This window comes from Verrucomicrobiota bacterium (assembly GCA_037139415.1).
In the GTDB taxonomy this organism is placed as follows: domain Bacteria; phylum Verrucomicrobiota; class Verrucomicrobiia; order Limisphaerales; family Fontisphaeraceae; genus JBAXGN01.
Genome location: JBAXGN010000123.1, coordinates 1 through 24,505, shown reverse-complemented (window position 1 = coordinate 24,505; position 24,505 = coordinate 1). Strand labels below are relative to the sequence as shown.

The following is a 24,505-nucleotide window of genomic DNA, read 5'->3' as shown; positions in this document are numbered from 1 at the left end:
AAGGTTAAACCCTGGAGGGTTGCGCTCCGTCGCAACCCTGACATCGTCTTCTCCCCTCCCACAACGGATGCCCGTCCACCCAAAGAATTCAGGGCGATGACAGAGCCTCGCCCTCCAAAGGTTAAACCCCGGAGGGTTGCGCTCTGTCGCAACCCTGACATCGTCTTGTCCCCTCCCACAACGGATACCCGTCCGCCCAAAGATTTCAGGGCGATGACAGAGCCTCGCCCTCCAAAGGTTAAACCCTGGACGGTTGCGCTCCGTCGCAACCCTAACATCGTCTTCTCCCCTCCCACAACGGATACCCATCCGCCCAAAGATTTCAGGGCGATGACAGAGCTTCGCCCTCCAAAGGTTAAACCCTGGAGGGTTGCGCTCCGTCGCAACCCTGACATCGTCTTCTCCCATTCCACACCGGATGCGCATCCGCCCAAAGATATTAGGGCAATGACAGAGCCTTGCCCTCCAGGGAAAAAGCCGGACATTTTCCGTACAACCAGGTTATGAACCAAGGGAAAACCATCGAACCAAGCGCCCACAAATTTCCGCCGCCAAGAAGCGCCAAGGCACGGCCATGACATCCATGAACGTGAGACATTACGTGCAAATTGAGGCTGATGGATATTTAAGGAATCCGTATTCATTTAAGATTACGAGTCAATCATTGTAACTTTATTTAAAAACAGAATTGAATTTATCAACGTCGGCTTGGGTAATTTTTCGACTGGTATCTCCGGTTTCAATTGTGCTTCGCAAGTCGTATGCGCGTTGGTTGGTTTGCAATTGCGTCGCCGTCATCTTGGATGTGTTCATGTTCAAGCTGGCCGCATAATCAGCAGCATTTTTATATGATTTTTTCTTCGTGGGCTTTGCTTTTTGTGTTTGTTGCTCTAACTGTTTTCTTGCAACTTCTTCCTGCTGGCGCTTTTCTTCGGCTTTTTGCGCGATGTATTCGGTGGAGGTTTGTTGTTGGATTACCGTAGTTTTTGGCGTTTGTTGATTAAATGCAGTGACAGCCGTTACATATCCATTTGGAGCCATATTTTTCGCATCTTGATCGGCCTTTTGCATATCGCTAAGGGCCTCATTTTTCACAGTGTGTGCATCGCTTATTCCATCGTTAATCGGATGAATTATATCTGCCATCGATGCGCCTGTCATCCCAAGCCCAAAGGCTATCACCGGAACTCCGACTAAAGCTCCGGCTCCTGTACCGCAAACAGAAATTCCACCTAAAATAATTAAACCACCAACAGCTATACCAACCATGTCTCCCGCCCAGTTCCAAACTGATCTGTTACCAGTTGGGTCAATATATAGTGTTGGATTATTCTTAGCGTAGGACATGATTGTCGACTGCCACCCCGGCCCAATATTCTTCACCGGATCCGTGCTCAAAAACACCCCCGCATCCGCTGAATAATACCGTGCCCGCATGAAGAACAGGCCCGGGACTTCTTCCATGACGCCTTGGCTGCCAACGAAGGTGTATGGTTGAGAGTTGATGGTTGATGGTACGAAATTGGTTGAGACGAGGCTGCGGCCGTAGGGGGTGTAGGCGTACAGTGCGGTGTTGGTTCCGTTAGCCCCGGTAAGGGCGATGATGTTGGCCTGGGCGTCGGCGTGGTAGCAGAGGAGGTTGGTGGTGGCGTCAATGCGGAAGCAGAGGTCGGGGCCGTGGACGTACCAGGCGGTGATGACGCCGCTGGCGGTCACGTCGCACAGGATGCGCTCCATTTTACCAGCCAGATCCAGGACGTACCGTTGCTCCTGTCCGTCCACGGTCTTGGCCACGCGCCGGCCCAGGGAATCATAACGGTTGGTGATCGCCTTGGTGACGATACCGCTGTCCCAGAGGACGGAGGTGGTGCGATTGTCCTCGTCGTAAGTAAGCGTCCAGCTTTGGCCATTGCCGCTTGCATTCGTCATGTTGCCGCTCGCATCATACTGATAACCGATCACTGCTAACTGATTACTGGTCACTGACGTATTGTTGATTTGTCGGTCAATCAGCCGTCCTGATGCCGTGTAGCGGGCGGTTTCATCCGTGAGGGTGGGCATGGACCAACGCAGGGTGCCCTTTTCGGTGGAGGCGGTCTTGTTCCCGTTTCGATCATACGCGTAGCTCAGAGCAATACTGACCGCTGACGTCTGACCGCTGACCGCTGCGTAATTAAGACCAGTGATGCGGCCGGCTTCGTCGAAGGTGTTGGTTTGGGCGACGCCATTGGGGTAGCTGCGCTGAATCAGGCGGTCGGCTTTATCGAAGGCGTAGGTGTTGGTAAACAGGCCGTTGAACACCTGGTTGGTCAGGCGACCGATGGCGTCGAAACGGTTGGTGAGGATTTTGCCGTCGGGATAGGTCAGGGAGGCGATGAGACCGCGCGGATCGAACTGGTACTGGATGCGCTTCCCAAAGGTATCGCGGTATTCCCGCACTCGGTCCAGCAGGTCAAAATCGAGCTGGCTGATCGTGGCCGGGCCGGAACCGGATCGGGAGAGGACCTGGGGATTGTTGTTGTCGTCGTAGGCGAAGGAGTTGATCCGCCCGGTGTTGAAGGCGACAGAAAGAATGCGCCCCCCGGCGTCGTAATCGAGCGTCCGGGTGGTGCCGTTCGGATCAGTCTGTCGCTTGAGGCGGAGCAGTTCGTCGTATTGGTAGCGCCACAAGAAATTGTCCTGGTTCCGCTCCGTCACCCGCTCGTTGCGGTTGCTGTAGCTCATGAGGTAGTGGCCGCCCAAGACGTCGATGATGTCCGTGATGTTGGCGTTGCCGTCATAGACGTATTGCCACGGGTTGTTCTCCGCATCCACCCATTTGCGCAGGCGTCCCCGGCCATCGTAATAATTCAGCGTGGGATTGCCGTTGGGCGTGGTGACCTGGGTCACACGTCCGGCCACGTCATACGTGGTGGTCTTGGTGTTCCCCAGGGGATCGGACTCGGTGACCACCCGGTTCAAACGGTCATAGGTCTTGGTCCAGCGCTGGCCGACCTTGTCAATCACGGCGGTCACGTTGCCATTGGCGTCATATTCGGTTTTGGCAGCGTTGGCGAAGGCATCCGCGACGTTGGTCAGGCGCAGGGCGGCATCGTAATAGCTGGTGACCGAATTGGTGAGCGGGTCGGTCACGGTATATGGTTTGCCACGCGGAGTATAGGTGAAGTTCCACTTGAACCCTGCGCGGTCCACCATCTGGGTCTTTTGATTGGCGGCATCGTAGCTGAAATAGGTCCATTGCCCCTTGGCGTCGGACTGGGCGGTGACGTTGCCGGCGGCGTCAATCGTCTTTTGCACCACCCGGTTCAACGGGTCCACGGCGCGCACCACGTTGCCATTGAGATCATAGCTGGAGGTGACCACCTGCCACAGGGCGTTGGTGACCGCCAGGTCCCAGCCGAGTTCGTTGTTGGCAATGCCGGAGGTGTAACCGGCGGGGTCCACGCTCCGGGCGAGAAACCCGTTGGTATCGTAGAACATCCGGGAGACATTGCCATTGGCGTCGGTGGAAGTGCTGACCAGGCCGTTGGTGGTGTACGCATAGGTGACCAGGGTGCCAAGGCTATCGTAATGTCGCAGCAAATTGCCGGTGGCATCGTCCAGGACATACGAGTTCGTCCACGTCGGGCTGCCGGTCACATTGAGCGGCTGCGGGGTGATGGTCTGGGTGGCCTTGTTGAAGAAGGAATGGTAAACCCAGCGGGTAACTTCCCCGAGGGCGTTGGTCCTGGCAACCACGTTAGCGCGGGAGTCGTAGGTCATGAGGGTGGTGTTGCCCAGCGCGTCGGTGGTGCTGACCTGGTTGCCTGCATCGTCAAAAGTGGCACGGGTAGTGTTGCCTAACGGATCGGCGCCGGCCACCTGGCGGCCCTTGCGATCCAGGGTGGTGAGCCACTGGTAATTCTCGGAGTCGGTGATGCGAATCTGGCGCTTGGCCGGGACGCCGTACTCGGTCATGACGCGGCGGCTGATAGCATCCACCTCGTTGGTCTTGCGGCCATACTTGTCGTATTGCACATAGAGCACGCTGTTGCTGCGCGGATCGGTGATCCGCTCCAGCAAGCCGTTGCCGCTGTTGTAGCTGAATTGCCAGGTGGTGTTGACGGGCGTGTACAGGCCGGAGGTGTTGGTGAGGGATTTGGCGACGAGACGGTTGGTGGCGTCGTAGGTGAAATTCACCTGCCATCCCAAATAGGATAGGTTGGTGAGGAGGTTGCGCAACGCATCGTAGCGGAATTGGCAAGCGACGCCTGCCGTATCAATGACCTGATCCACGTATCCCTGGCTCTTGTTCCAAACGATCTGCACGCTGTTAGAGTTAAAATCACGGATTTGGGTTAAGCGTCCGGAAATCATGAAATCGGGGTCGGCTGAGTCCAAAGTTGGATCACGGAAGTGATAGACCAAACGATTGGGAGTGGTCCATTCATAATCACTGCTGTCCGCCAAAATGACAAGTTCTCCGCGATACTCCCGATGCTGGGTTTGCCATACATTATTAGACTTCACCCAGGTTTCAATACCTCCATCCCAAGTGACTAAGCGGCGAGTGCTGGAGGAGGAATCGGGCATGATACGGGTTTCAAACGTATGTCGCCAAGAGCGGCTCAAAGTACGAGGGTCATAGGGATCAGTGCTGCCATCAGCCGGCGGCTGAGTGGGCGTGGCGCTGCTGTATCCATAAGCAAATTCAAAGGCGATCCCAGGTGTCCCACGCGCCATGGCCGTCTGGTTCCATGAGAACGATCCGGACATTGGAGCGATGGCATCCGCGCCCTTGTTCTTCCGGGAATCGAAAGCGGATTGCTCGCCCGCTTGGTCGGTTTCCTCAAAATCAATGGTCCCAGTGCCCAATTTGGCGGCGGGACTGGTGCTGGGAGACGGCACGGGGACAAAGTTACGGTAATTATCGGCAGAATTGGTTGAATACCCCAGTTTGTAATACCCGACGATGTAATCAGCAGAAGTTTGATCCTTGAACATGTTGGCTTGGATGTAGGTTAGCAGCAGTTCCTTTCGGTAAATCGCCACTTCATTAATGTCGCCATAAAATAACCGCGCGTTGCCGTTGATGCCGCCGATGGAAAGCCCTGATCCGGTGGTGCTACCCAGATTGAGTCCGGTAATGTTGGAAATCTGCCGACCATCAACATAAGTGGTCAGAGACGTGCCGTTGCGCACCACCGCCAGATGATACCAGCGTTCGAGATAGGGATTGGCAATCAAGGTATTGGTCGTGGAACTCGTAGCACCTTTCGAAAGAAATTCCAGCCGGCCATTCTGGTAATTGAACCGAATCTGATACGAGTAATTGGCGGATTCATTGCCATCCGTGCGGTCCATAAGGATCACCATGTTTTCGGTAAGGTTGACCGACGACGGGATGGCGATTCGCACCCAGCAGGAGACGGTGAACACGCCGCTGGTGGAAGTGAGCGCATTGTTCGGGTCGTCTACCTTGATGGAGGCCGCCCCATTGAACGTGGCGGCAGACGCCGACGCCAAGGGCAACAAGAGCAGCAGGTAGATCGGTAAACCGTTCAGAAACGATAAAAAAATTTGTTTCATAAAAAATTCAATTCCTGGAGGGTCACGCTCCGTCGTGACCCTGATATTGTCCCGGCCCAAAGGATATGAATATCACCGCACATTGTTACACCTCACGATCCGGTAAGAGTTGATATTCATGCCCGGCCGGGGGCTGAACATCGCATTGGTGCACACCACCACCTCAGCCCGGAATCCCGTTGGATCATCCCGCCGCCATGCCAGGCACTCTTCCGGGCGCACGCCGGCCTGCTTGGCCCACCCTGATGCCTCTTTGGGAAATAAATTCGTTAACGCACCAAATTGCCCCTGACTTTTCAATTTCTCAATGCCTTCAGGAGTCACTTCATCCGCCAATGCCTTGCGCAGAAATTCAGATTGTTCCGATGGCGTGCGATTCACAACCGCATTGGGAAGCTGGATCAGGGAAAGAATTTTCGAAGGATCCTGCGCAGTTAAAGACGACTGAAGTTCCATCAGCGCGACCAGGCTTTGACGTTTTGGTTCACCTTTTTTTCAGGTGAAATACGCAAAAATCCCTGCCGAAATCAGCAAGATCACCACCAAAACTCTCGCAAACGACTTGTTCATAACACTGGTTTAAACTACAGTGACGCAATGTAGATAAGGGATGACTGTAGACTTTTCAAGCAAATAATCTTACTTTAATAGCCATGTCCAGCCTCCCATCTTTGCCGACATATTTTTCTGCAAAAGAATTGGGTTCCAATTTTTATGCCAGCGAATCTTTCTGCCATGTCCGGCCTCTCATTTTTCTGCAAAAATTTCCTCTTTTTTTAATTTTCTCCATTGCCTTCCATCCCGGAATAGCGTATATGTTATACCGTCAATCGACGCGGCCGTGTCGCGTTGCTTGACCGGCGAAAACCCTCCGGTGGCGGGCCAGTAGTCCCCGGTTGCCCGGGCCTTTCTCGGTGAGGAAGGGATCTATTAAAACTCAACGAATAACCAAGAACTAACAACTGATAACCGGTCCCTTGGCCTTGTGTGCCAGGGACAACCTGGAGGGAACCATGAAACCCCTCCTGAAAGAAAGGCGATGATGAAAAGATCAGGCACTGAGATGGTGACCGATGTGAGTCGGGCTGGCGTCCCGATTCGCGTTGATGAGCATGTTTCGCGGGCAAATGCCCCCGGCTACTGCCAAAATCCCGAATCTGGTAAAGAAATGGTAAACCTTTGGTAAAGTTTCACCTCAACTTTAAACCCTCAACTATTGCATTGGGCGTACCCAAAAGTGGTGCAGAAAAGTGCAGAAAGGTGTAATAAGGTGCAAATAAGTGCAAAAATCAGGTCACCGATGACTGATGACTGGTAACTGGTAACTGCTAACTCCACCCCGTGGTCTCCTGAAGCTGTGGTTCCTCATTTGCCATGTTCCTTCCCCAATTTTTCAGCAAAATTTCATTTTGGGTGCTCTCCGGTGCTTTCTGGTGGTTTCCGGTGGTTTCATGCGGTCAGAAATCGGTCAGAAACGGTCAGAAACGTACCGATTTTGTTCAGTTTCGTACTGGTTTTAGACCGGTTTTATGCTCAGTTTCCACCACCTCACAGTCTCAATCATTCATCGAAATCGACAACCCGTACATGCCTAAGTTTCTTTCCTGCAAATGGTTGTAATCGAGACAGAACATATTCCATCAAAGTCATTCAATCCCGCTTTCAAACCCCATCGGTCAAAAATGAACACCGTACCGATTTCGTTCACTTTGGGTACAACATTCCCGCTCCAATGAGGGTAAATCTCCATGAACCTCGTAGCCGCCGGCGGCGCATATACAAATTCGCTCCAGGGTTCAATGCGCGAAATTTTAGTTGGGACCTGATCTCTCAACGATTAACCCTCAACTTCCAACCATCAGCGATGAGCCAGCGTGCACCCAAAGCCGTGCAAAAAGTGCAACGACCTGGTCACTGGTTACTGCCCCATCCTCTTCCCGTAACCGCAGACGCTTTTGCTCAGGATTTGCTGTCATCAGCGGGCATGCTATGGCGGCTCCGGCACGAAAATGCCCGCAAAAAAGAGTTTCAAAAAACACTGCAACTGAGGTCGGAACCGGGCCACGAAAAAATAAAAATAAAAATAAATCTTGCTTTCGAGCCCCAGTATGCCATATGTTGAATGCAGTAATTAATGAAGACTATTAGCAAGCCGACTGCTGTAAACAGGAGCGTGCCAACCGGGCGAGTGGCGGTCAGTGCTGGTATTTTATTTTTAGTTTTGTTCATGCTGCTTCAGGTTCCAGCAGTTTTTGCAGGCAAAGAAACGGATCATCCGGTGGAAATCGCGATGACCGGTGTTCAAAGTCCGGCTCTGTCCACGAATATCCCTTCGCTTGTCCTAAATTTTCGGGCGCTCAGGCATGCTGCCGTCCTCACCATCCAGATCGAAGCCACGGGTGCGTTTGGGCTCCGGACCGAAGCCGAGGGCACCACCAATTTGTTAACCATCACGGTGACCAACGTCACTGCGTACGTGAGCAAAAACCGGCTGGAACTGAGGCCCTTGGTCGTCCGTCCGTTGGAGACCGGCGAAATCCTCGTCAAGGTTCGGGCTCTCGACGCCGCCGGACTTACCTTGAATGCCATGGAACTGGCGATCAACGGATTCTTCACGGAGGGCATGGTTTTCTACGGCACCGACAGCCTCATGTCGCTCCGCAATAACGCGATTTCGGACCGGGAAAGGCGCGGCGTCATTTCCGCCGACGAAGCGCGCCGATGCCGGGAAGCTTTGACCACATTCCGCCAGCCATAACGTCCGTTAAACACCAGACATAATATGAAAAATAGAATCAAAATAATCCTGATCACCCTCCTGGGCGCCGTGACAGCATTTGCGGCGCCACGGACGGCCACCAAAGACACCGTATGCGCCACCAAGTATAGTGGTGTGGAGGTACAGTTGGAAGGGGTACACTCACCTACTCCCCTCAGTGAGTTGCAGCCGTTATTATTGAACTTCATCGCCCTTCAGGATCTCTCCAGTCTCTCCGTGCGGGGGCAAGGGGAAGGAATATTCGGCGGGATTTCGATTTCCCAGGACTGGCCTGCTCAGGCCAGAGCCGGAGTGCGCAAGCTTTCAGTTCCACTGACCCTGACTGGCGCGTCTGGCTTCGGTCGCCTACGGCTGCAGTTGGAGGTTCATCCCAGTGGCAGTCGCCAGATTTTTACCCGTACCCTGGATATAAGTGGCTACCTGGCCGACGGCCAACTGTATTATGGTTGGGAAAATGGCGTGGAACTTCAGTTGCAGCATATTGCCGCGCTTGAAGCCAGCGGTTCCATCAGTGGCGGAGAAGCCTCGGCGCGAAGAGCAGAGGTTACGACCCTGCGGGAGTCCACCGAACTTCAGGTGGTGGGTTCCGAGCCGGCCCCGGCCAGGAGTCCGGCGATCGCCAAGAGCCCGACGGAAGCCTTGGTAATTAGCGGCCAAGTGCAATGGAAGGATCATTCAAGCGTGAACGGCACAGGTAAACTTTTCCCAGTCATCGGCATGCACCTTCAGGCGTATGACAAGGCCAACACCAATACAGTATTGGCCTCCGCTCAAACCGATCGCGCGGGCCGCTACACGCTCCGCATTGCGCGCGACGCGGTCAACACTTCCAGCAACGCCTTCAACTTGCTGGTGCGGGCGGTTTCACAATCCACCGGATTCCAGATTTACAGTCCGGGCACCACGACGCTTTATGCCTACGAAAAAACTGTCTCCAATGTCTTGAATCAGGCAACGATCACCGCCAACGCCGCTGCCTTTAATGTTACTTTCGACAAGATCAGCGGTGTCGCGGCTGACGTGTCGGCCCAGAATCGCGTATGGGCGGTGTATTCAGCGCTGTTCTTGATCAAGGAATTCGCGGACTCCAGCAGCCAACTGCGGTATCCGCCCAACTTACCCTGTGAGTTTCCCGTCGGTGGCTCCGCCTCTTACTACAGCTCTGGCACAGCCACCATCTATATCCTCTCAGCCGATTACGCCGACTTCGACGTGATTTTCCATGAATACGGCCATGCCATCCAAGACCGTTTCAGCCTGACAAGTGTGCCAGCGAACCCTGCTGGCTCCAGTCATTCTTCCGTAAATGATTTGATCGTGACCTATGACAAGAACAAGGGTATCAACATGGCTTGGAGCGAGGGGATGGCCACCGCGTTGGGGATGGCGATGGAGACTGAGGGTAACTATGGACTAACCTTGGCCCCGCGTTTCGGCAACCAGACCTACGACGATTCGGAAGACTCGAATATCTCCTATCCGGCCGAGACCGAAGGCAGCCGTCCGAATATTTCGGAGGGCAACGAAGCCACTGTGATGCGGATTCTTTACGATCTCTTCGACGGCAGCGGCAGTGGGGAGGATTTCGACAAGGTTTCCTGGGGGTTCGATACGCTGGTGTCAAATCTCAAGAATTCAAACGCCAAAAACCTCAGCGCGTTTTGGCTCTATATCTCCTCACTAAGTTCCGGCTACCTCTATTCCAGCGCGCTTCCAAGTGGTTCTACCGACGTGGCTAGTGTTGGTCGTACAGTCTTGGATCTATATGCCCCAATTTTTGCAAAAAATAACGTCGCCCCCGATCCGATTAGCCCGAAGAGCAAGGCGGAACTGGACGCTTTCACCGGTGACAAGGTTACCTTCAGATGGAAGCAGAACATCAATACTGTCCGGGGCGGACTCAAGTTCCGCGTGCTCATCATGAACAGTGCCGGCACCGTCCTGAAGCGTTCCGACGAGGTGGGTGGCACCACAGCTTCAATCGAACAGAAACTCGACGTTCCCAAGACGTTGATTCAGCAAGCGCGCGATGCGGCGGGCGCGAATGCACCGTTATTCTGGACCATCGCCGGGGTGGATGGCGCGGCCCCCGCCACCGGCGCGTATGTCGGCCCCGCCGTCCCGCTCGACGCGAGTGGCAGAATTCTCTTTGTGATTGATGATACCGGCAGTATGAGCGGCGAGATTGGGGCCGTAAAGCAAGGGCTGCTCAGCTACTTGAGCCGGTTCGACACAAACTCCACCAGCACGCGTTTCCAACTCATCACCTTCAAAGATGATGTGACGCCGCGCGCTTCCACCACCAGTCTCGAAGAAATCAAGAACCAGGTGGGGTCGCTCTACGCCTCCGGTGGCGGAGATGAACCTGAAGCTTCCGTGGAAGCGCTCTGGTTGGGGGCGATGTTGCTGGCATCCGAGGGCAGCGGGGGCACGATCTTCCTCGCCACGGATGCACCGCCTCACTCCGGCCTGAGTATTCCGGCCACCATTGCGGTGCTGCACGCTGCGGGTATCCGGGTGAATGTGATTCTCACTCAGTATGGATTTACCAAAGACACCGCCGCTGTTGCTCGCCAACAGCAGGACATTGCCGCCAAACCGGGCGGCACAGGTACCGAGCCCGCCGGCGATCCGGTCAGTGGCGCTGATTTGGCGGCCATGATCCCAGATACTCCGTTCAGCGGCAGTACGGATGCTTTCGGTGCCATTGCTGATGGTACCGGCGGTGTGTTGATTGGCCTCAGTAAGTCCGATACCACGCGCATCGCCGCGGCGGTGGAAAACCTCACCGTGAGCGGCAGTTTCCCAGCCCTCATTCAAGCCACTCCCAAGAGCGCTCCCGCAGGCGCGACGCTCGACGTGACCATCCAAGGCCAGAACTCCAATTTCGATGAAACCAGCACTGTGCTTTTCTCCCGCGACATTCGTGTGAACTCCATTACTCGCAATTCGCCGGTCGAACTCTCCGTCAATATTACCATCACCAACACTGCTGCGGTGGGAAGCGTGGATATTACAGTGAAGACGGGTACCGAGGAGGCCAAAGGGGTGAAAATATTCGACATTACGGCGGCTACCACCTCGCCGACCACCTTGTCCGTGAATCCTGCCGTCGGCAGCCGGGGAGATACGGTGCGGGTCTCCATCAACGGCATGAACACTCATTTCACGAGTAATTCAGTGGTGAGTTTCGTGTCGTCCACCTACTATTCCGGCACCGCCGTAGCCGTGACCAATATAACTGCGAGCACCTCCAACCAGCTTACGGCTGATCTGATTATTGCGGCCGACGCTCCCGCGTCGTACTATTCGGTGACGGTGGATGGCGTCACCAAGAATCAGGCCTTCCGGGTGAGCAGCGCCGCCATTGCCGATTTAGCCTCCATTACCAGTGTCCAGACGAATCGTGTCAAACAAGGCGCGATCAAACAGAACGTCACCATATACGGCCAGGGGACGACTTTCAGCAGCGCCAGCCGGGTCAATTTTTCCGGGCTTGGCGTCAAGGCGGACAAAGTCACCTTCGTCAACGTCACCCAACTTGTGGCTCAAGTCACCGTTCAATCGAACGCCAAGCCTGGTTTTCGTGATGTGTTTGTCACGACCGGTGCTTCCACGGCGTCCGGCCTGCAGAAGTTGCAGATCTTTCAACCGGCAGGCAAGATTACCATCAGCATTGTGGGTAACGGCACCGTGGCACCCAATCTCGATGGTACTATCCTGGCACCAGGTAAGACCTATGTGGTGACGGCAACTCCCAAGAAAGGCGCCGTTTTCGCCGGTTGGTCAGGTGATATTTCTACCAACAATCCCAAGCTGACCTTTACGATGCGGACGAATCTGTATCTTGAGGCTGATTTCAGCACCAATCTCTATCCCGCCATCAAAGCCAATTACAGTGGGCTCTTTTATCCCACCAATCAGATTAGTCCAACCAACTCTGGTTCCTTTAAATTAACATTGACGGATCTTGGTACGTTCAGCGGCAGCCTATTGCTGGCGGGCAAGACGTTACCCTTCACCGGTCAGGCTTATGCCAATGGCACTGCCCAAGTCCGGGTGGTGCAGGACAAAACCTCCTCCCTGCTCATTAACCTCCAGTTTGATATGACGGGCGCCGATCCCGTCGTGCGCGGCCAGATCTCGGCTCCTGCTTGGACGGCCGTACTCGACGTGGATCGCGTTGTGACTGCGGCAATTCCTTTGGCGGGCACTTACACCGGGGTGCTGCCCGGTTTGAATACTCCAACTGTAAGCCCGGCAGGGTACAGTACCTTGACGGCGGTGGTGTTGGCCAATGGCAATGTGTCGGTGACCGGGACGTTAAGCGACAGCGTGCCAGTCAATCAGAGTGGGGGGATTACCAAGCATGGTGAGTTTCCGCTTTACTCGACGCTCTATAAGGGCTCGGGCATGCTCCTCGGCTGGCTGCAGTTTGTCACGAACGGCCCAAATCGCGAAATCCATGGTCAGGACCTGGTCTGGCAGAAACTCCCTGTGGTGACCGATAAAGTGTATCCGGCAGGCTTTAATCTCATGACGAACCTCATCGGTTCAGCCTTTAAGGTTCCAACCAAAGGTACTGGTGTATTGAACTTCTCGAATGCCATGCTGGTCGTCAGCGGCGGCAATCTCACCAATGAAATCCGAACCGGCGTCCAAATATCAAATAATATGGTGAAGGTACGTAGCGGTGTACTTAGTAATTTGAGCCTCACTATTTCAACGGTCAATGGGGCCATCAGCGGCACCTTTACAGACCCGCAGACCCGCAAGGTCAACAAGCTGACGGGTGTTGCGGTGCAGGGAAGCAACCTGGGTGGTGGCTGGTTCCTCGGCACCAACCAAAGCGGCTCCATCCTGCTGGTCCCGGCCCCCTGATGCTGCCAGCAGATAGCGCACAATCAGGAAATTAATTCATCCCCCGTCGTGATCTCGGATCCGACGGGGGCTTGCTTGGTTGGCGGGAGTGAAAAAGGTCGAAAAGCGGCGTCGCTCAAGGAACGTGACCACCACGCCGGGAAACCACCGCCGGAAACGAGCCGCACCTTTCTGCCAGCGGATCAACTTTTTGCCGCATCCAACCGCTTTTCCAATTCCCGCACGCGCTTGATGAGATCCGGCAACTGCGTGATGGCAATTAACTGGCGCTTGGTCTGCCGGTCCGGTTGGGCGGGAGAGCCCAGCCATTTTTCCCCGTCCGGGATGTTGCTCATCACGCCGGATTGCGCGGCAACGGTGACCTGGTTGCCAATCTGCAAATGACCGGCCAGACCCACCTGCCCGCCAAGCACGACATATTTGCCCAGCTTGGTGCTGCCGGCAATGCCCACTTGCGCGACAATGATGCTGTGATCACCGATCTGCACGTTATGCGCCACCTGCACGAGATTGTCTATTTTGGCCCCCTGCCCGATGACCGTGGGGCCCAGCGCGCCGCGATCCACCGTCACGTTGGCACCCAGTTCCACGTCATCGTGGAGAATGACATTCCCAATCTGCGGCACTTTGAGATGCCGCCCCTGATCAAAGACATAGCCGAACCCATCCGAGCCGACCACCGTGCCGGAATGGATACGAACCCGCCGGCCAATCTGCGTGCGATAATAAATGGAAACATTCGGGAAAATCCGGGTATCCTCCCCCAGTTCGCTTTCGTCGCCAATCGAAACCAGGGACATGAGAATGACCCGCGGCCCCAGCTTGACGCGTTCGCCCACCACACAGTGCGGGCCGACATAGGCAGTGGGATCCACTTGCGCCGAGGGTGCCACCACGGCGCTGGGATGAATCCCCGGCGCGGGCCGGGATTCCGGGAAAAACAGGGGCAGCACCCGCGCAAAGGCCACCCGCGCATTCTTCACCCGAATCAACGTTTTGACGGACGATTTGAAATCCCCGGAAACCAGGATGGCAGCGGCAGCGCTTTGCTCCGCGGCGGTAAAATATTCGGCGTTTTCCGCAAAGGTGAGGTCGCCGGCTTTGGCGGTGTTGGCCGGGGCAAAACCGGTCAGGGTCAGCGTGGCATCCCCTTGGACTTCTCCATCCAGGTGGTGGGCGATTTCGGCAACAGTCAGGGACATGATGATAGGGTTGGCTTGGATGTTTGCAACGTTCAGATGCCGCGTTCGGTCGCGATTTTGTTTTGCTCACCCAGCACGATGACCCTGGGCTTCCAGGTTTCAGCCTTACTGGCTTCAACCTCGGTAAAGCTCATGATGGTGATACGGTCGCCCACCTTGCCGCGATGCGCTGCCGCGCCGTTCAACTCAATCGCGCCGGAACCGCGTTTCCCTTTGATGACATACGTCTCAAAGCGTGCCCCATTGGCGATGTTACTGCACAAAATGCGTTCATACGGGAATAACCCGACCTTTTCCATCAGGTCTTCGGCAATGGTCAGGCTGCCCTCGTAATTCACGCTGGCGGCGGTCACATAGGCTCGATGAATCTTCGACTTTAGCAAATGTATTAGCATACTTGTCTGAACACCAAATGGTGTCCAAGCCCAACTATAGGCCATCCCCGCTCAGATTCAAGCATTGGATTGGGTGCCCATCCCAGCAGCGGTTCTTCCCGGAGAAGCTTGAAACAGGGCGCGAGGGGCGATACAGTCCCCCCCGGTTTTTGTTTGTTTATGAAAGTAACACTGAATTGGCTGAAGCAATACGTGGATTTTAACTGGTCGCCCGAGGAACTCTCCGAACGGCTGACCATGCTGGGCATTGAAGTCGAGGGCGTGCAGAAAGTGGCGGGCGCGTTTGAAGGCGTCGTGGTGGCGCAAGTCATCACCCGCGACAAACATCCCAACGCCGACAAGCTTTCCCTGTGCCGCGTCCATGACGGCAAGGGCGAACGCCAGATCGTCTGCGGCGCGCAGAATTTCCAGGCCGGCGACAAAGTCCCCCTGGTCCTGCCCGGCGCCACGCTGCCCACCAAACCCGGCGAACCGCCCTTCACCATCAAGGTCGGCAAGATTCGCGGCGTCGAATCCCACGGCATGATGTGTTCGCCGCAGGAACTGGGCCTGCCGGATCAAATTGACGGACTGCTCATCCTGCCGCCCGACGCCCGCGTTGGCCAATCCTTCGCGGAACATCTCGGCCGCACTGCTGGCGACGTCGTCTATGACCTGGAAGTGACGCCGAATCGCCCGGACCTCAACAGCCTGATCGGCATCGCGCGGGAAATCAGCGCGCTCACGGGCAATCCGCTGAAACTGCCGGAAATCAAGCTGCCCGCGCCCGCCAATGAAGCGGACAACCGCGTGGATGCCCTCTGCGCCGTCCGCCTGGAAGACGCGGAACTGTGCCCCCGCTACACGGCCCGCGTCATTCGTGGCGTGAAGATCGGCCCCAGCCCGGAGTGGCTGCGGGCGGCGTTGGAAAAGGTCGGCCTGCGCGCCATCAACAATGTCGTGGACGTCACCAACTACGTCATGTTGGAAACCGGCCAGCCCTTGCACGCCTTTGATTATCACCTCGTGGCCAAGGCGGCGGACGGCAAGCCCACCATCGTCGTGCGCCGCGCCAATGCCGGGGAAAAGTTCATCACGCTGGACGGCCAGGAGCACCAATTGCAAGCTGACAGCCTCCTGATTGCCGACGAGCAGAAAGGCATCGCGCTGGCGGGCGTCATGGGCGGCAAGAACAGCGAAATCAACGAGCAGACCGCCGATGTTTTGCTCGAAAGCGCCTATTTCAAACCCACCAACATCCGCCGCACCTCCAAGATCCTCGCGCTGCGCACCGACGCCTCCTACCGTTACGAGCGCGGCGCGGACATTTCCATTTGCGATTGGGCCAGCCAGCGCGCCGTGCAATTGATTCTGGAAACCGCCGGCGGCCGCCTCGCCGAGGGCGTCGTGGATGCCTACCCTGCTCCGGTCACCCCGCGCACCATCACCCTGCGTCCCGAGAAAGTCACCCAATTGCTGGGCGTCACCGTTTCCCGCGAAGAAATCGAATGCCAACTGAGCAGCCTCGGCCTGAAGATTGCGCAACGCGTGCCGCAATCCCTCGACGCGCCCGCGCCCGTTCCGGCGCCGCCCCTGACCTTCCGCATCCCCACCTTCCGCGTGGACCTCAAGCAGGAGATTGATCTGATTGAAGAAGTCGCGCGGCTCTATGGCATTGACAAGATTCCCTCCACCCCGCCGCGCGGCGCAATCGGCTCGCATCCCTATGATGCCATCCATGACGTGCTGGCGGAAGCGCGCCGCTTGCTCACCGGCCTGGGTTTGAACGAGGCCCAGGGGCAAACCCTGGTGGCGCTCGAAGAATGCTGGGGCGTGGACCCCGCCCAATGCGTGAAACTGGCCAACCCGCTCAGCAGCGACATGAACACCCTGCGGCCCTCCCTGCTGCCGGGATTGCTCCATGCCTTACGCCACAACCTCAACCACAAGAACGGCGACGTGGCGCTGTTTGAAGTGGGCCGCGTCTTCGCGCTCGCCAATGGCGCCACCCGCGAAGAACGCCGCGTGGCCATTGCCATCACTGGCCAGCGCCTCCCCGCCTTCTGGAGCGGCGCGGAGCGCGCCGCCAAGGCCGACCTCTACGACCTCAAGGGCATGATCGAAGAATTCCTTGAACAATTCGGCCTCAAAGCCATCACCTACACCAAGCGGCCGGACAGGAGCATCCAGCAGTTTGAGGAACCCTCCCAAACAAGGGATAAAGCTAAAGGTATACTATTGAATCAAGGGCTGTTCCTCGAATCCGCCCAAGTCATGATTGGCGGCAAACTCCCCGTCGGCGAACTGGGCCAACTCCTGCCCGCCCTGGCCAAACGTTACGACCTGCGCGACGCCGTGCTGCTCGCCGAATTCCGCCTGGACGAACTCCTGGCGCGCCGCAACCCGGGCAAAGCCTTCAAGCCCCTGCCGGCCTTCCCCACCGTGCGGCGCGACCTCGCCATGCTGGTGCCGGAAACCGTCGCGCATCAGGACGTCCTCAACGCCGTCCGCCAGGCCAAACCGCAGAACCTGGAAAGCGTGGACCTCTTCGACGTCTTCCGCGGCAAACACGTCCCGGCGGGACAAAAGAGCGTGGCCTACGCCTTCACCTACCGGCACAACGAACGCACCCTGACCGATAACGAGATCAACGCCACCCAGGACAAACTCGTGGCGCACCTCAAACAAACCCTGGGCGCAGTCGTGCGGGAATAAAGGAAGCTGATAACAGTGATTCCTAACCCGTAACCAACAGCTAGCGCGGGTTCGACAGCATGAAGTCGAATTGCATGGAGACAAAGGCATCGCGGGAGAGCGTGGACCATTCCGCGCCGCCGACGATGTGGTCGGCGTTTTCGCCTTCGCCTTTGAGGAGCATGTCGGCCTTGCAGATAGCATAGGTCTCGGGGTTGTTTTTCTGGCCGTACAGGTGGGCGGTGATTTGCTGGCCGCGATCGGTGGCCAGCTTAAGGAGGGTTTCCTCGGCGACGGTGAGCATGCCACCCGTACCGGCGGTGCCGTCATATAAAAGGTAGGAGCCGGACCGGATGGAATTGGCACTGGGAAGAAAGATGAAGTTGGCCATCAGCTTGACGGCGTCGCGGGGGGTCCAGTGTTCGCCGGCTTCCTCGTTGTTTTCCTCGTTGAATTTGCGGACGAGTTCCTCGAACACGGTACCCATGGAATGGTTATCCATGCCGGGGTGTTTGACGCTGCGGTCAGCGTTGAGGACGGGATCCGGGCTGAGGTTGATCTCGGGATCCAGGAATTTGCCGATGAGGGTACCGAGGGAGTCGGACTTGGACAGGGTGGAAAGCTGGTTGCGGAATTTAAAGTTTTTCAGGATGTCCTGGACGTTCTGGGAGAAGCCGTTCAGGTAGTCTTCGAAATCGGCCAGAAGCTGCTGCTGGCTGCCCCGTGATTTGAGGTCGCGCAGGGTAAATTTGGAGGTGTTGTAGAATACCTGGCCGGCGGCCGCTGCGAGGGCGGCGCGTTGCTCAGTGATGCCAGCATGGTCCAGCATCTGCTTGGTCTCCAGGACGGCTTGCTTGGTCGGTTCCAGGACGGCATCCATGCGGCGCAGGACAAACATGGGCAGGATGACGTCGGGATATTTGCCGCGCTTGAACAGGTCGCGAAGCACGTCGTCGGCAATGCCCCAGATGAAGGAATCGATTTTATTGTGGAAGGCTTGGTCCATTTAAATTGGGTGATGACAGGGTGCGGGGCCGGAAAACACACGGGGTGACGCCAGCTTCCGGGAACAGAAGCCACTCCTGACTTTGATAGGAACAGGCGATTTCATCCGCAACCATCAAAACAACAGGCACTTGCGCGCAAGGTAAGATAAAACGCCGAGGGGGGAAAGGAAAAAATGGGAACGAACCTGGCAAATAGATTGGCTGGTAAAAAATTACAGCAAATCCGGAGGCCAACCTCCGAATGCCGAATCAACCATTACCCGCTTGGTCAACACCCTCGTCAACTGGAGCCGCAAACTCCAGTTCCAGGTTCAGAACGCCAAAACCATGGCCGACGAGGCCCTGGCCCTCCAATAACCGGGAGCATCAAGCGCCAAAGGTGCTGAGCAAACGGCGAGTGATGAATGGGTCCAGGCGCGCCACCAGGAAGTAGGCCCAGCGTTCGCGCAGTTTGGTCCAGAGCGTGCGGGTGTGGCGGAACTCGTCGAGGATCACCGGCTTGGCGTGCTGCAAATCATCGAGGAACATCTGCCGGGCGTCCGCGATGGCGGAGGGCACGGTCAAACGCAGCATCAACTCGTAATTGATATGCAGGCTGCGCGGGTCCAGGTTGGCCGACCCCACGTACGCCGCCTGGTTGCAGACGAGCAGCTTGGCGTGCAGCACCTGCGGCTGGTACTCGTAAATCTCCACGCCGGCCCGCAATAGGCGATGATAAAGGCTGCGGGCGGCCAATTGCACGATCGGCACGTCCGAAATGCCCGCCAGCAGTAATTGCACTTTGGCGCCCCGGTGGGCCGCGCGCGTCAAGCTGTGCCGGACCCGCCAGGAGGGGAGAAAGTAGGCCGTAACGATCCGAATTTCCTCCGCCTGGCGCAAATCGGCGTGCAAGGCGGCCACAAACGGATTGCGCCCCCGCCCCGGCCCGCTCAGCAGCAGTTGCCCATCCGGATATTGCACCCGCTTGCGCACCCCGGTCTTTCGCAACCGGGCAAACAGGGGATGCCGCATCTCGGCCCGCGCAAACATGGCGTCAAATTCACTCACCAACTCGGCGACGAGCGGCCCGGTCAGGCGCAACCCGTGATCGCACCAGCCTTGTTGCACGCCATCCCCATCGTATTCCGGCGCGACGTTGAACCCACCCACGCAGCCGACGCGGCCATCGCACACCAGCACTTTGCGGTGATCGCGAAAACCCAACCGCGCGAGCTTAAGCGGGTTGAAGTACCGCACCTCCGCCCCAGCGGTTCGCAGGGGAGTCCAAAACTCGTCCTTTAATTCGGAGGATCCCCAGGCATCCACCAGCACGCGCACGCGCACCCCGCGCTGCCGCGCCGCCACCAAGGCATCCCGCACGCGCACCCCAACGCCTTGATCGGCGTAGATGTACGTTTCCAGGAGCACCGTATCGCGCGCCGCCGCAATATCCGCGAGCATGGCCGCGAACGCATCGCGGCCACTGCGCAACCACTCATATTTAGCCTGGCAATCGGCGGGCATAGGCCTATGATAAGGAATTCGCCGCCACGATTGCAACCAAAGAACGAGCCACCATTTTCGGCTCCAGCGCGTATTCATGAAGGGGTGTTTAGAGTTTGGGATGATTTCCACCACCAGCACGGGATGGCCATAGCGCGCCTGCCAGTCGTCGCTAAGGCGGTCCAAGGTCAGGCGCAGCACGCGCGACGGGGCGGTCAGGCAAAAGCAGAAAGCGGCGCCCCCCTCATTTTTACGGTCTCTCGTGCAGATCATGAATTTGCGCTGTTCCAACGGCGGAGTTTTAGCCAGCCATGAGCACTGGGGCGTTGGGGAGCTATTGACCGACTTAAAAGTCGTATTACATTTCATCCACAAAACGACGCAAGAAACTTGACTGCTTTATGACCACTCCGTAGCCTGACTCAAAAAGGTCGTAGTGCCTGGGATGGATAGCGTGCCCCCCACTGAAGACCATGAAAACAGACCATTGCCATGACACCATTTTATACCCGGTTTCCTGAACTGGCCGCCCAAGAGACCCGTTGTGCTTACATCACCACGCCTGGTCCCGGATTGCCCATGGGGCAGTACGCCTTTGTGGAAAGTTATTGCGAGGACCCGGATTGCGATTGCCGCCGGGTGATCCTGCGCGTCATCCAGCAGGAGCAGCCAGAGAAGACGCTGGCCACCATTAATTATGGCTGGGATAGCACCGAGTTCTACACCCAATGGATGCATGGTGACAAAAAAGCGGCCCGGGACATCAAGGGGGCCTGGCTGGACCCGTTAAACGAGCAATCCGAATACGCCGGGGAGTTCCTCAAATTATTTCGTTCCAGCTTTATCACCGATCCGGGCTATGTCGCCCGGCTGGCCCACCACTACGTCCTGTTCAAAAAGGATTTGGAACTGCATCCCAATCCCACCCCGGAACCTCCTCCCGTTCCCAAGACGGCGGATGAAATCGTTGCGCGGTTGCGCTTTCTGCCAATGGGGTCTGCTTTTGCCCCGTATCGGGATGCCTTGCTGGCCGCCAGAGCACACCGGGAGGAGCTTGTTCCCAGGCTCATCGCCGCCATTGAACTGGTGACCAATGATCCCCACACTTACATGAAAACAGCAGATCAGACGCTGCACCTGTTTGCCATTTGCCTGCTGGGCGAGTTTCGGGAAACCCGCGCGCTAGATTGTTTCATGAAATTCTTCCGCCTGCCCGGTGACTTGGCGCTGGATTTGACCGGCGACATCGTCACGGAACAAGGCGGAGCTGTCCTGGCTTCCGTCTGCGGCGGGAATTCCGCCTCGCTGCTTCAGCTTATTCAGGACGAATCGGTCAATGATTTTGTTCAGGCCGCCGCCTTTCAAGGTTTGGCGGCCCAGCACCTCTGGGGGGAACGTTCACGCGACGCCTTGGTGGCAGATTTGCGCCAGTTATTCCAGTCACTGCCCAGGCCCGGTAATTCCTATCGCTGGTATTCCCTGGTGGGTTTGATCTGCGATTTCAATCTGGTTGAACTAGTGGAAGAGGCCCGGCAGGCTTTTGCAGCAGGGTTGGTAGATGAAATGGAAATGAACTTGGAATACTTCGAGGAAAAACTCGAATCCGATATTGAGGAAAGACTATCCGATTTCAAGGAGCGGAATTCTCTCTTCAACGCCATTGACCTATGCTTCGGGTGGATCTGCTTTAGTGAGGAGCAGGATGATTTTGCCCCCGATCCCTGGCTGGATGATATGGAACCGTTGCCGAAAACATTCGTTCCAGATTACCCGACCGAACCCTATGTGGCACCGGAACCGTACGTGCCACCACAACCATACATTGCCCCGGAAAAAGTCGGGCGCAACGATCCCTGCCCTTGCGGCAGCGGCAGAAAATTCAAGAAATGTTGCGGGCAGTAGCGGCCAAGGCCGCCCCTACTTGCTGATAGGCAACCGCAAGGTTACCTCCAGCCCAGAGGGTTCCAGGTTGCGGCAGGTGATTGAGCCTTGGCACCATTCCACGCAGGTCTTGACGATGGCCAGCCCCAAGCCAACCCCACCCGTACCCCGGTCCCGCGACGTGTCCAAACGGTAAAACGGATCGAAAATCCGGGCCAGTTCTGCCTCGGGCACGCCCGGGCCGCGATCGCTGATCGTAATCAGCACCTCCTGGTCTGACTGACCGGCCTTCAACCGAATCGGACCGGCATGACCGGCATAACGCACCGCGTTACGCAGCAGGTTGGCAATCGCGCGCACCAATAATTCCGGCTCCGCCATCACGCAGAGAGCATCCGGGACTTCGATCTCAAACACTGCCCCATCCGTGGTTTCGCGCTGCACCGCCTTGGCCACGGCATCGTTCACAGACACCGGCTGAAGCTTCACCTCGGTGGTTCCCAAGCTGGCGCGGGAAAAGGAGAGCAACTCATTCACGAGGTCGGCCAGCAGTTGGGCTTTTTCGCTGGCAGAAGTGATGTAAGGCTGTTGTTTTTCATCCGCCCGTTGTTCCAGAATGCCCAAGGCCATGCGCAGGCGGGCGAGCGGCGAGCACAGTTCGTGGGCAATATCACCTAGGAACCGTTTCTGGCCCGTGACGAATCCCGCCAGCCTGAACGCCATCTGGTTGATGGCCTGGCCCAGCGTGCCCAATTCATCCCGGCGATGTTCATCCACCCGCACTTCGAAATGTCCTTGGGCAATTTGTTGGGTGGCCTCGGTCATCTGGCGCACCGATTGGGTGATGTTGCGCACCAGCGGGATCCAAAACAACGCGGAAAACAGCACCGCGCCGACCATGGCATACACCCAGGGACGGACATCAAAAAACAATCCGCCGCCACTGATGGAATCAGTGACTCCGATCAAGGTGGCCGGGGCTGGTCGGAGCCGCTGAGGATCACGGGTAACCAAGCGCACCAACAGCCAATACCGGCTCGGGTTATCCGTCCGAACCATGAATTTCAAACGTGCCAGGGGGGCGGCATTCGGGTCCAATTCCGGTGCTCCGGGCGGCCTTCCGGGCGCCTGCCCTTCCGCGCCGGGAGGCGGGCCAAAGCCCATGGGGTCACGCTCCGGGAGTGGGCGGAAACCCTGCCCCTCTGGATTCCGCGCCGGTCTGATTCGCTGGCCATCGCGGTCCGTTCGCTGTGCATTGGCAGGTGCATCTTGTGCCGATCCCTCCGGCCCACCCGCCCCCTCCGCCCCTTGGCGGCGGGGCGGCAGGCCTTGGCGATCCATCAGCCGCGCCCGGGTTTCAGATGGCAGCGTCACCGAATCGCCGGCCAGTTGCGTGCCATCATTGCGGAATAGATACAATTTCAGGTGGTAGGCATTGCCCACACGCTGGAGGGTGTCGTTCCATTGATCGCGCGGACGCTCATTGATTTCCGAGAGAATAAGGTCGCACAGCGCTTCCACCCGGGTATCCGCCCCCCCGGCCAGCATCCACTCCCTGCCCAAATGGAATTGGTCGCGCAGCAACAGCCAGAACGCGCACACCAGCAACAACAGATTCAGAAAGAACCAGAGCAGAATTTTGGCGTAGAGTGGAAAGTGACGCTTCATCGGCGGTTACCAATCATTTTCCGGGTTGATCAACATGTAGCCCACCGCGCGCAACGTGCGGATGTACCGGGGATCCTTCGGGTCATCCCCCAGCTTTTTGCGCAACGAATGGATATGCACATCCACGGATCGGTCAAACACATCGTAATTGCGTTCAACCACGGCCTCGATCAGTTGTTCCCGTGATTTCACCCGGCCGCGCGAGCGCGCCAGGATGGCCAGCAAATCAAATTCCAGTGCGGTCAGTTCCACCGGTTCATCGCCCACGGCGACGCGGCGCGTGGCGGGGTTGATCCGTAATTGGCCGACCACAATTTCCGCGTCAGCTTTTTCGGATTCCTTGGTGGCATCGCGCGTTTTCCGGCGGGTCACCGCCCGCAATCGGGCCAGCAGTTCGCGGGTGGAAAAGGTCTTGGGCAGGTAATCATCCGCGCCGACTTCCAACCCCACAATGCGGTCCGCTTCTTCCCCGCGCGCAGTGAGCATCAGCACGGGCACGTCGGATTTGGCGCGAATACGTTTGAGGACTTCGAACCCATCCAGTCCGGGCAACATGACATCGAGAATGATCGCCTGGAACTCCTCGCCCAGCGCGCGCTCCAATCCTTCCGGGCCGTTATGCACCGCCGTCACCGCGTACCCGAGCGGCTCCAGGTAATCCCGGATCAGCCAGCACAGTTCGCGATCATCGTCAATGACAAGCAGTTTCATGCGCCCGGTTTGGGCGCCCGCCGGTGGCGTGGATGGCGTGGATGTGCGCATGTTTTAATGGTCGCAGATGACCGAAAAGCGCCCGGCGCTTGTCAGGAACACCCGCAGCATCTTCAGGGAATACCATACCTCCGGAAAAAAGTCCTCAAATTTATCATGTGCATCACAGTTTTCTGAAACCTTTCGCCCGGCTCGTGGGTCAATAATACTGATTCCGGTGAATTGCAGGGGGTTTTTCAGCAGGTTTTTTGGACGGCT

The 24,505-nt window shown here is 57.0% G+C and carries 12 protein-coding genes and 1 pseudogene; 4 read left to right on the top strand and 9 right to left on the bottom strand.

Annotated features, from left to right (window positions below; genetic code table 11):
- Positions 1–672: 672 nt before the first annotated feature.
- Entirely contained in the window at positions 673–5,568 is a 4,896-nt protein-coding gene (locus WCO56_19785; GenBank protein MEI7731823.1) for a LamG-like jellyroll fold domain-containing protein, read from the bottom strand.
- A 72-nt stretch (positions 5,569–5,640) separates the two neighbouring features.
- The gene (locus WCO56_19780) at positions 5,641–5,949 is read right to left on the bottom strand and encodes a hypothetical protein (protein ID MEI7731822.1); all 309 of its coding nucleotides are present in this window, start codon (positions 5,947–5,949) and stop codon (positions 5,641–5,643) included.
- 1,909 nt (positions 5,950–7,858) lie between these two features.
- Here WCO56_19780 and WCO56_19775 point away from each other — a divergent pair.
- On the top strand, positions 7,859–8,326 hold the full coding sequence (locus tag WCO56_19775; GenBank protein ID MEI7731821.1) for a hypothetical protein: 468 nt from the start codon (positions 7,859–7,861) through the stop codon (positions 8,324–8,326).
- Between the two features lie 24 nt (positions 8,327–8,350).
- Complete coding sequence (locus WCO56_19770; GenBank protein ID MEI7731820.1) at positions 8,351–13,228, top strand: VWA domain-containing protein; 4,878 nt, start codon at positions 8,351–8,353, stop codon at positions 13,226–13,228.
- Positions 13,229–13,410: 182 nt separating this feature from the next.
- Here WCO56_19770 and lpxD read toward each other — a convergent pair whose 3' ends face one another.
- Both lpxD and panD read right to left on the bottom strand, forming a co-directional pair.
- Entirely contained in the window at positions 13,411–14,430 is a 1,020-nt protein-coding gene (gene lpxD, locus WCO56_19765) for a UDP-3-O-(3-hydroxymyristoyl)glucosamine N-acyltransferase (protein MEI7731819.1), read from the bottom strand.
- Between the two features lie 32 nt (positions 14,431–14,462).
- A complete protein-coding gene (gene panD / locus WCO56_19760) occupies positions 14,463–14,825 on the bottom strand; it encodes an aspartate 1-decarboxylase (protein ID MEI7731818.1) in 363 nt (120 codons plus the stop codon).
- A 159-nt stretch (positions 14,826–14,984) separates the two neighbouring features.
- Here panD and pheT point away from each other — a divergent pair, with 159 nt between their 5' ends.
- Entirely contained in the window at positions 14,985–17,519 is a 2,535-nt protein-coding gene (pheT, locus tag WCO56_19755; GenBank protein ID MEI7731817.1) for a phenylalanine--tRNA ligase subunit beta, read from the top strand.
- A gap of 46 nt (positions 17,520–17,565) precedes the next feature.
- Here the strand turns inward: pheT and WCO56_19750 are convergent.
- Together WCO56_19750 and WCO56_19745 are read right to left on the bottom strand one after the other, a co-directional pair.
- Positions 17,566–18,504 (bottom strand): annotated as a pseudogene (locus WCO56_19750) (class I SAM-dependent DNA methyltransferase).
- A 367-nt stretch (positions 18,505–18,871) separates the two neighbouring features.
- The gene (locus tag WCO56_19745) at positions 18,872–20,260 is read right to left on the bottom strand and encodes a phospholipase D-like domain-containing protein (protein MEI7731816.1); all 1,389 of its coding nucleotides are present in this window, start codon (positions 20,258–20,260) and stop codon (positions 18,872–18,874) included.
- Positions 20,261–20,479: 219 nt separating this feature from the next.
- Between WCO56_19745 and WCO56_19740 the strand changes: the two genes are divergently transcribed.
- Positions 20,480–21,889 (top strand): DUF1186 domain-containing protein, encoded by a 1,410-nt coding sequence (locus WCO56_19740; protein MEI7731815.1) that lies wholly within the window; start codon positions 20,480–20,482, stop codon positions 21,887–21,889.
- A gap of 15 nt (positions 21,890–21,904) precedes the next feature.
- Here the strand turns inward: WCO56_19740 and WCO56_19735 are convergent, their stop codons facing one another.
- From WCO56_19735 to WCO56_19725, 3 genes are all read right to left on the bottom strand, one after another.
- A complete protein-coding gene (locus tag WCO56_19735; protein ID MEI7731814.1) occupies positions 21,905–23,536 on the bottom strand; it encodes an ATP-binding protein in 1,632 nt (543 codons plus the stop codon).
- Between the two features lie 6 nt (positions 23,537–23,542).
- Positions 23,543–24,298, bottom strand: coding sequence for a response regulator transcription factor (locus WCO56_19730; GenBank protein MEI7731813.1), 756 nt, complete (start codon positions 24,296–24,298; stop codon positions 23,543–23,545).
- A 3-nt stretch (positions 24,299–24,301) separates the two neighbouring features.
- Positions 24,302–24,505: hypothetical protein (locus WCO56_19725; GenBank protein MEI7731812.1), on the bottom strand; the 204-nt coding region annotated here is incomplete at its 5' end.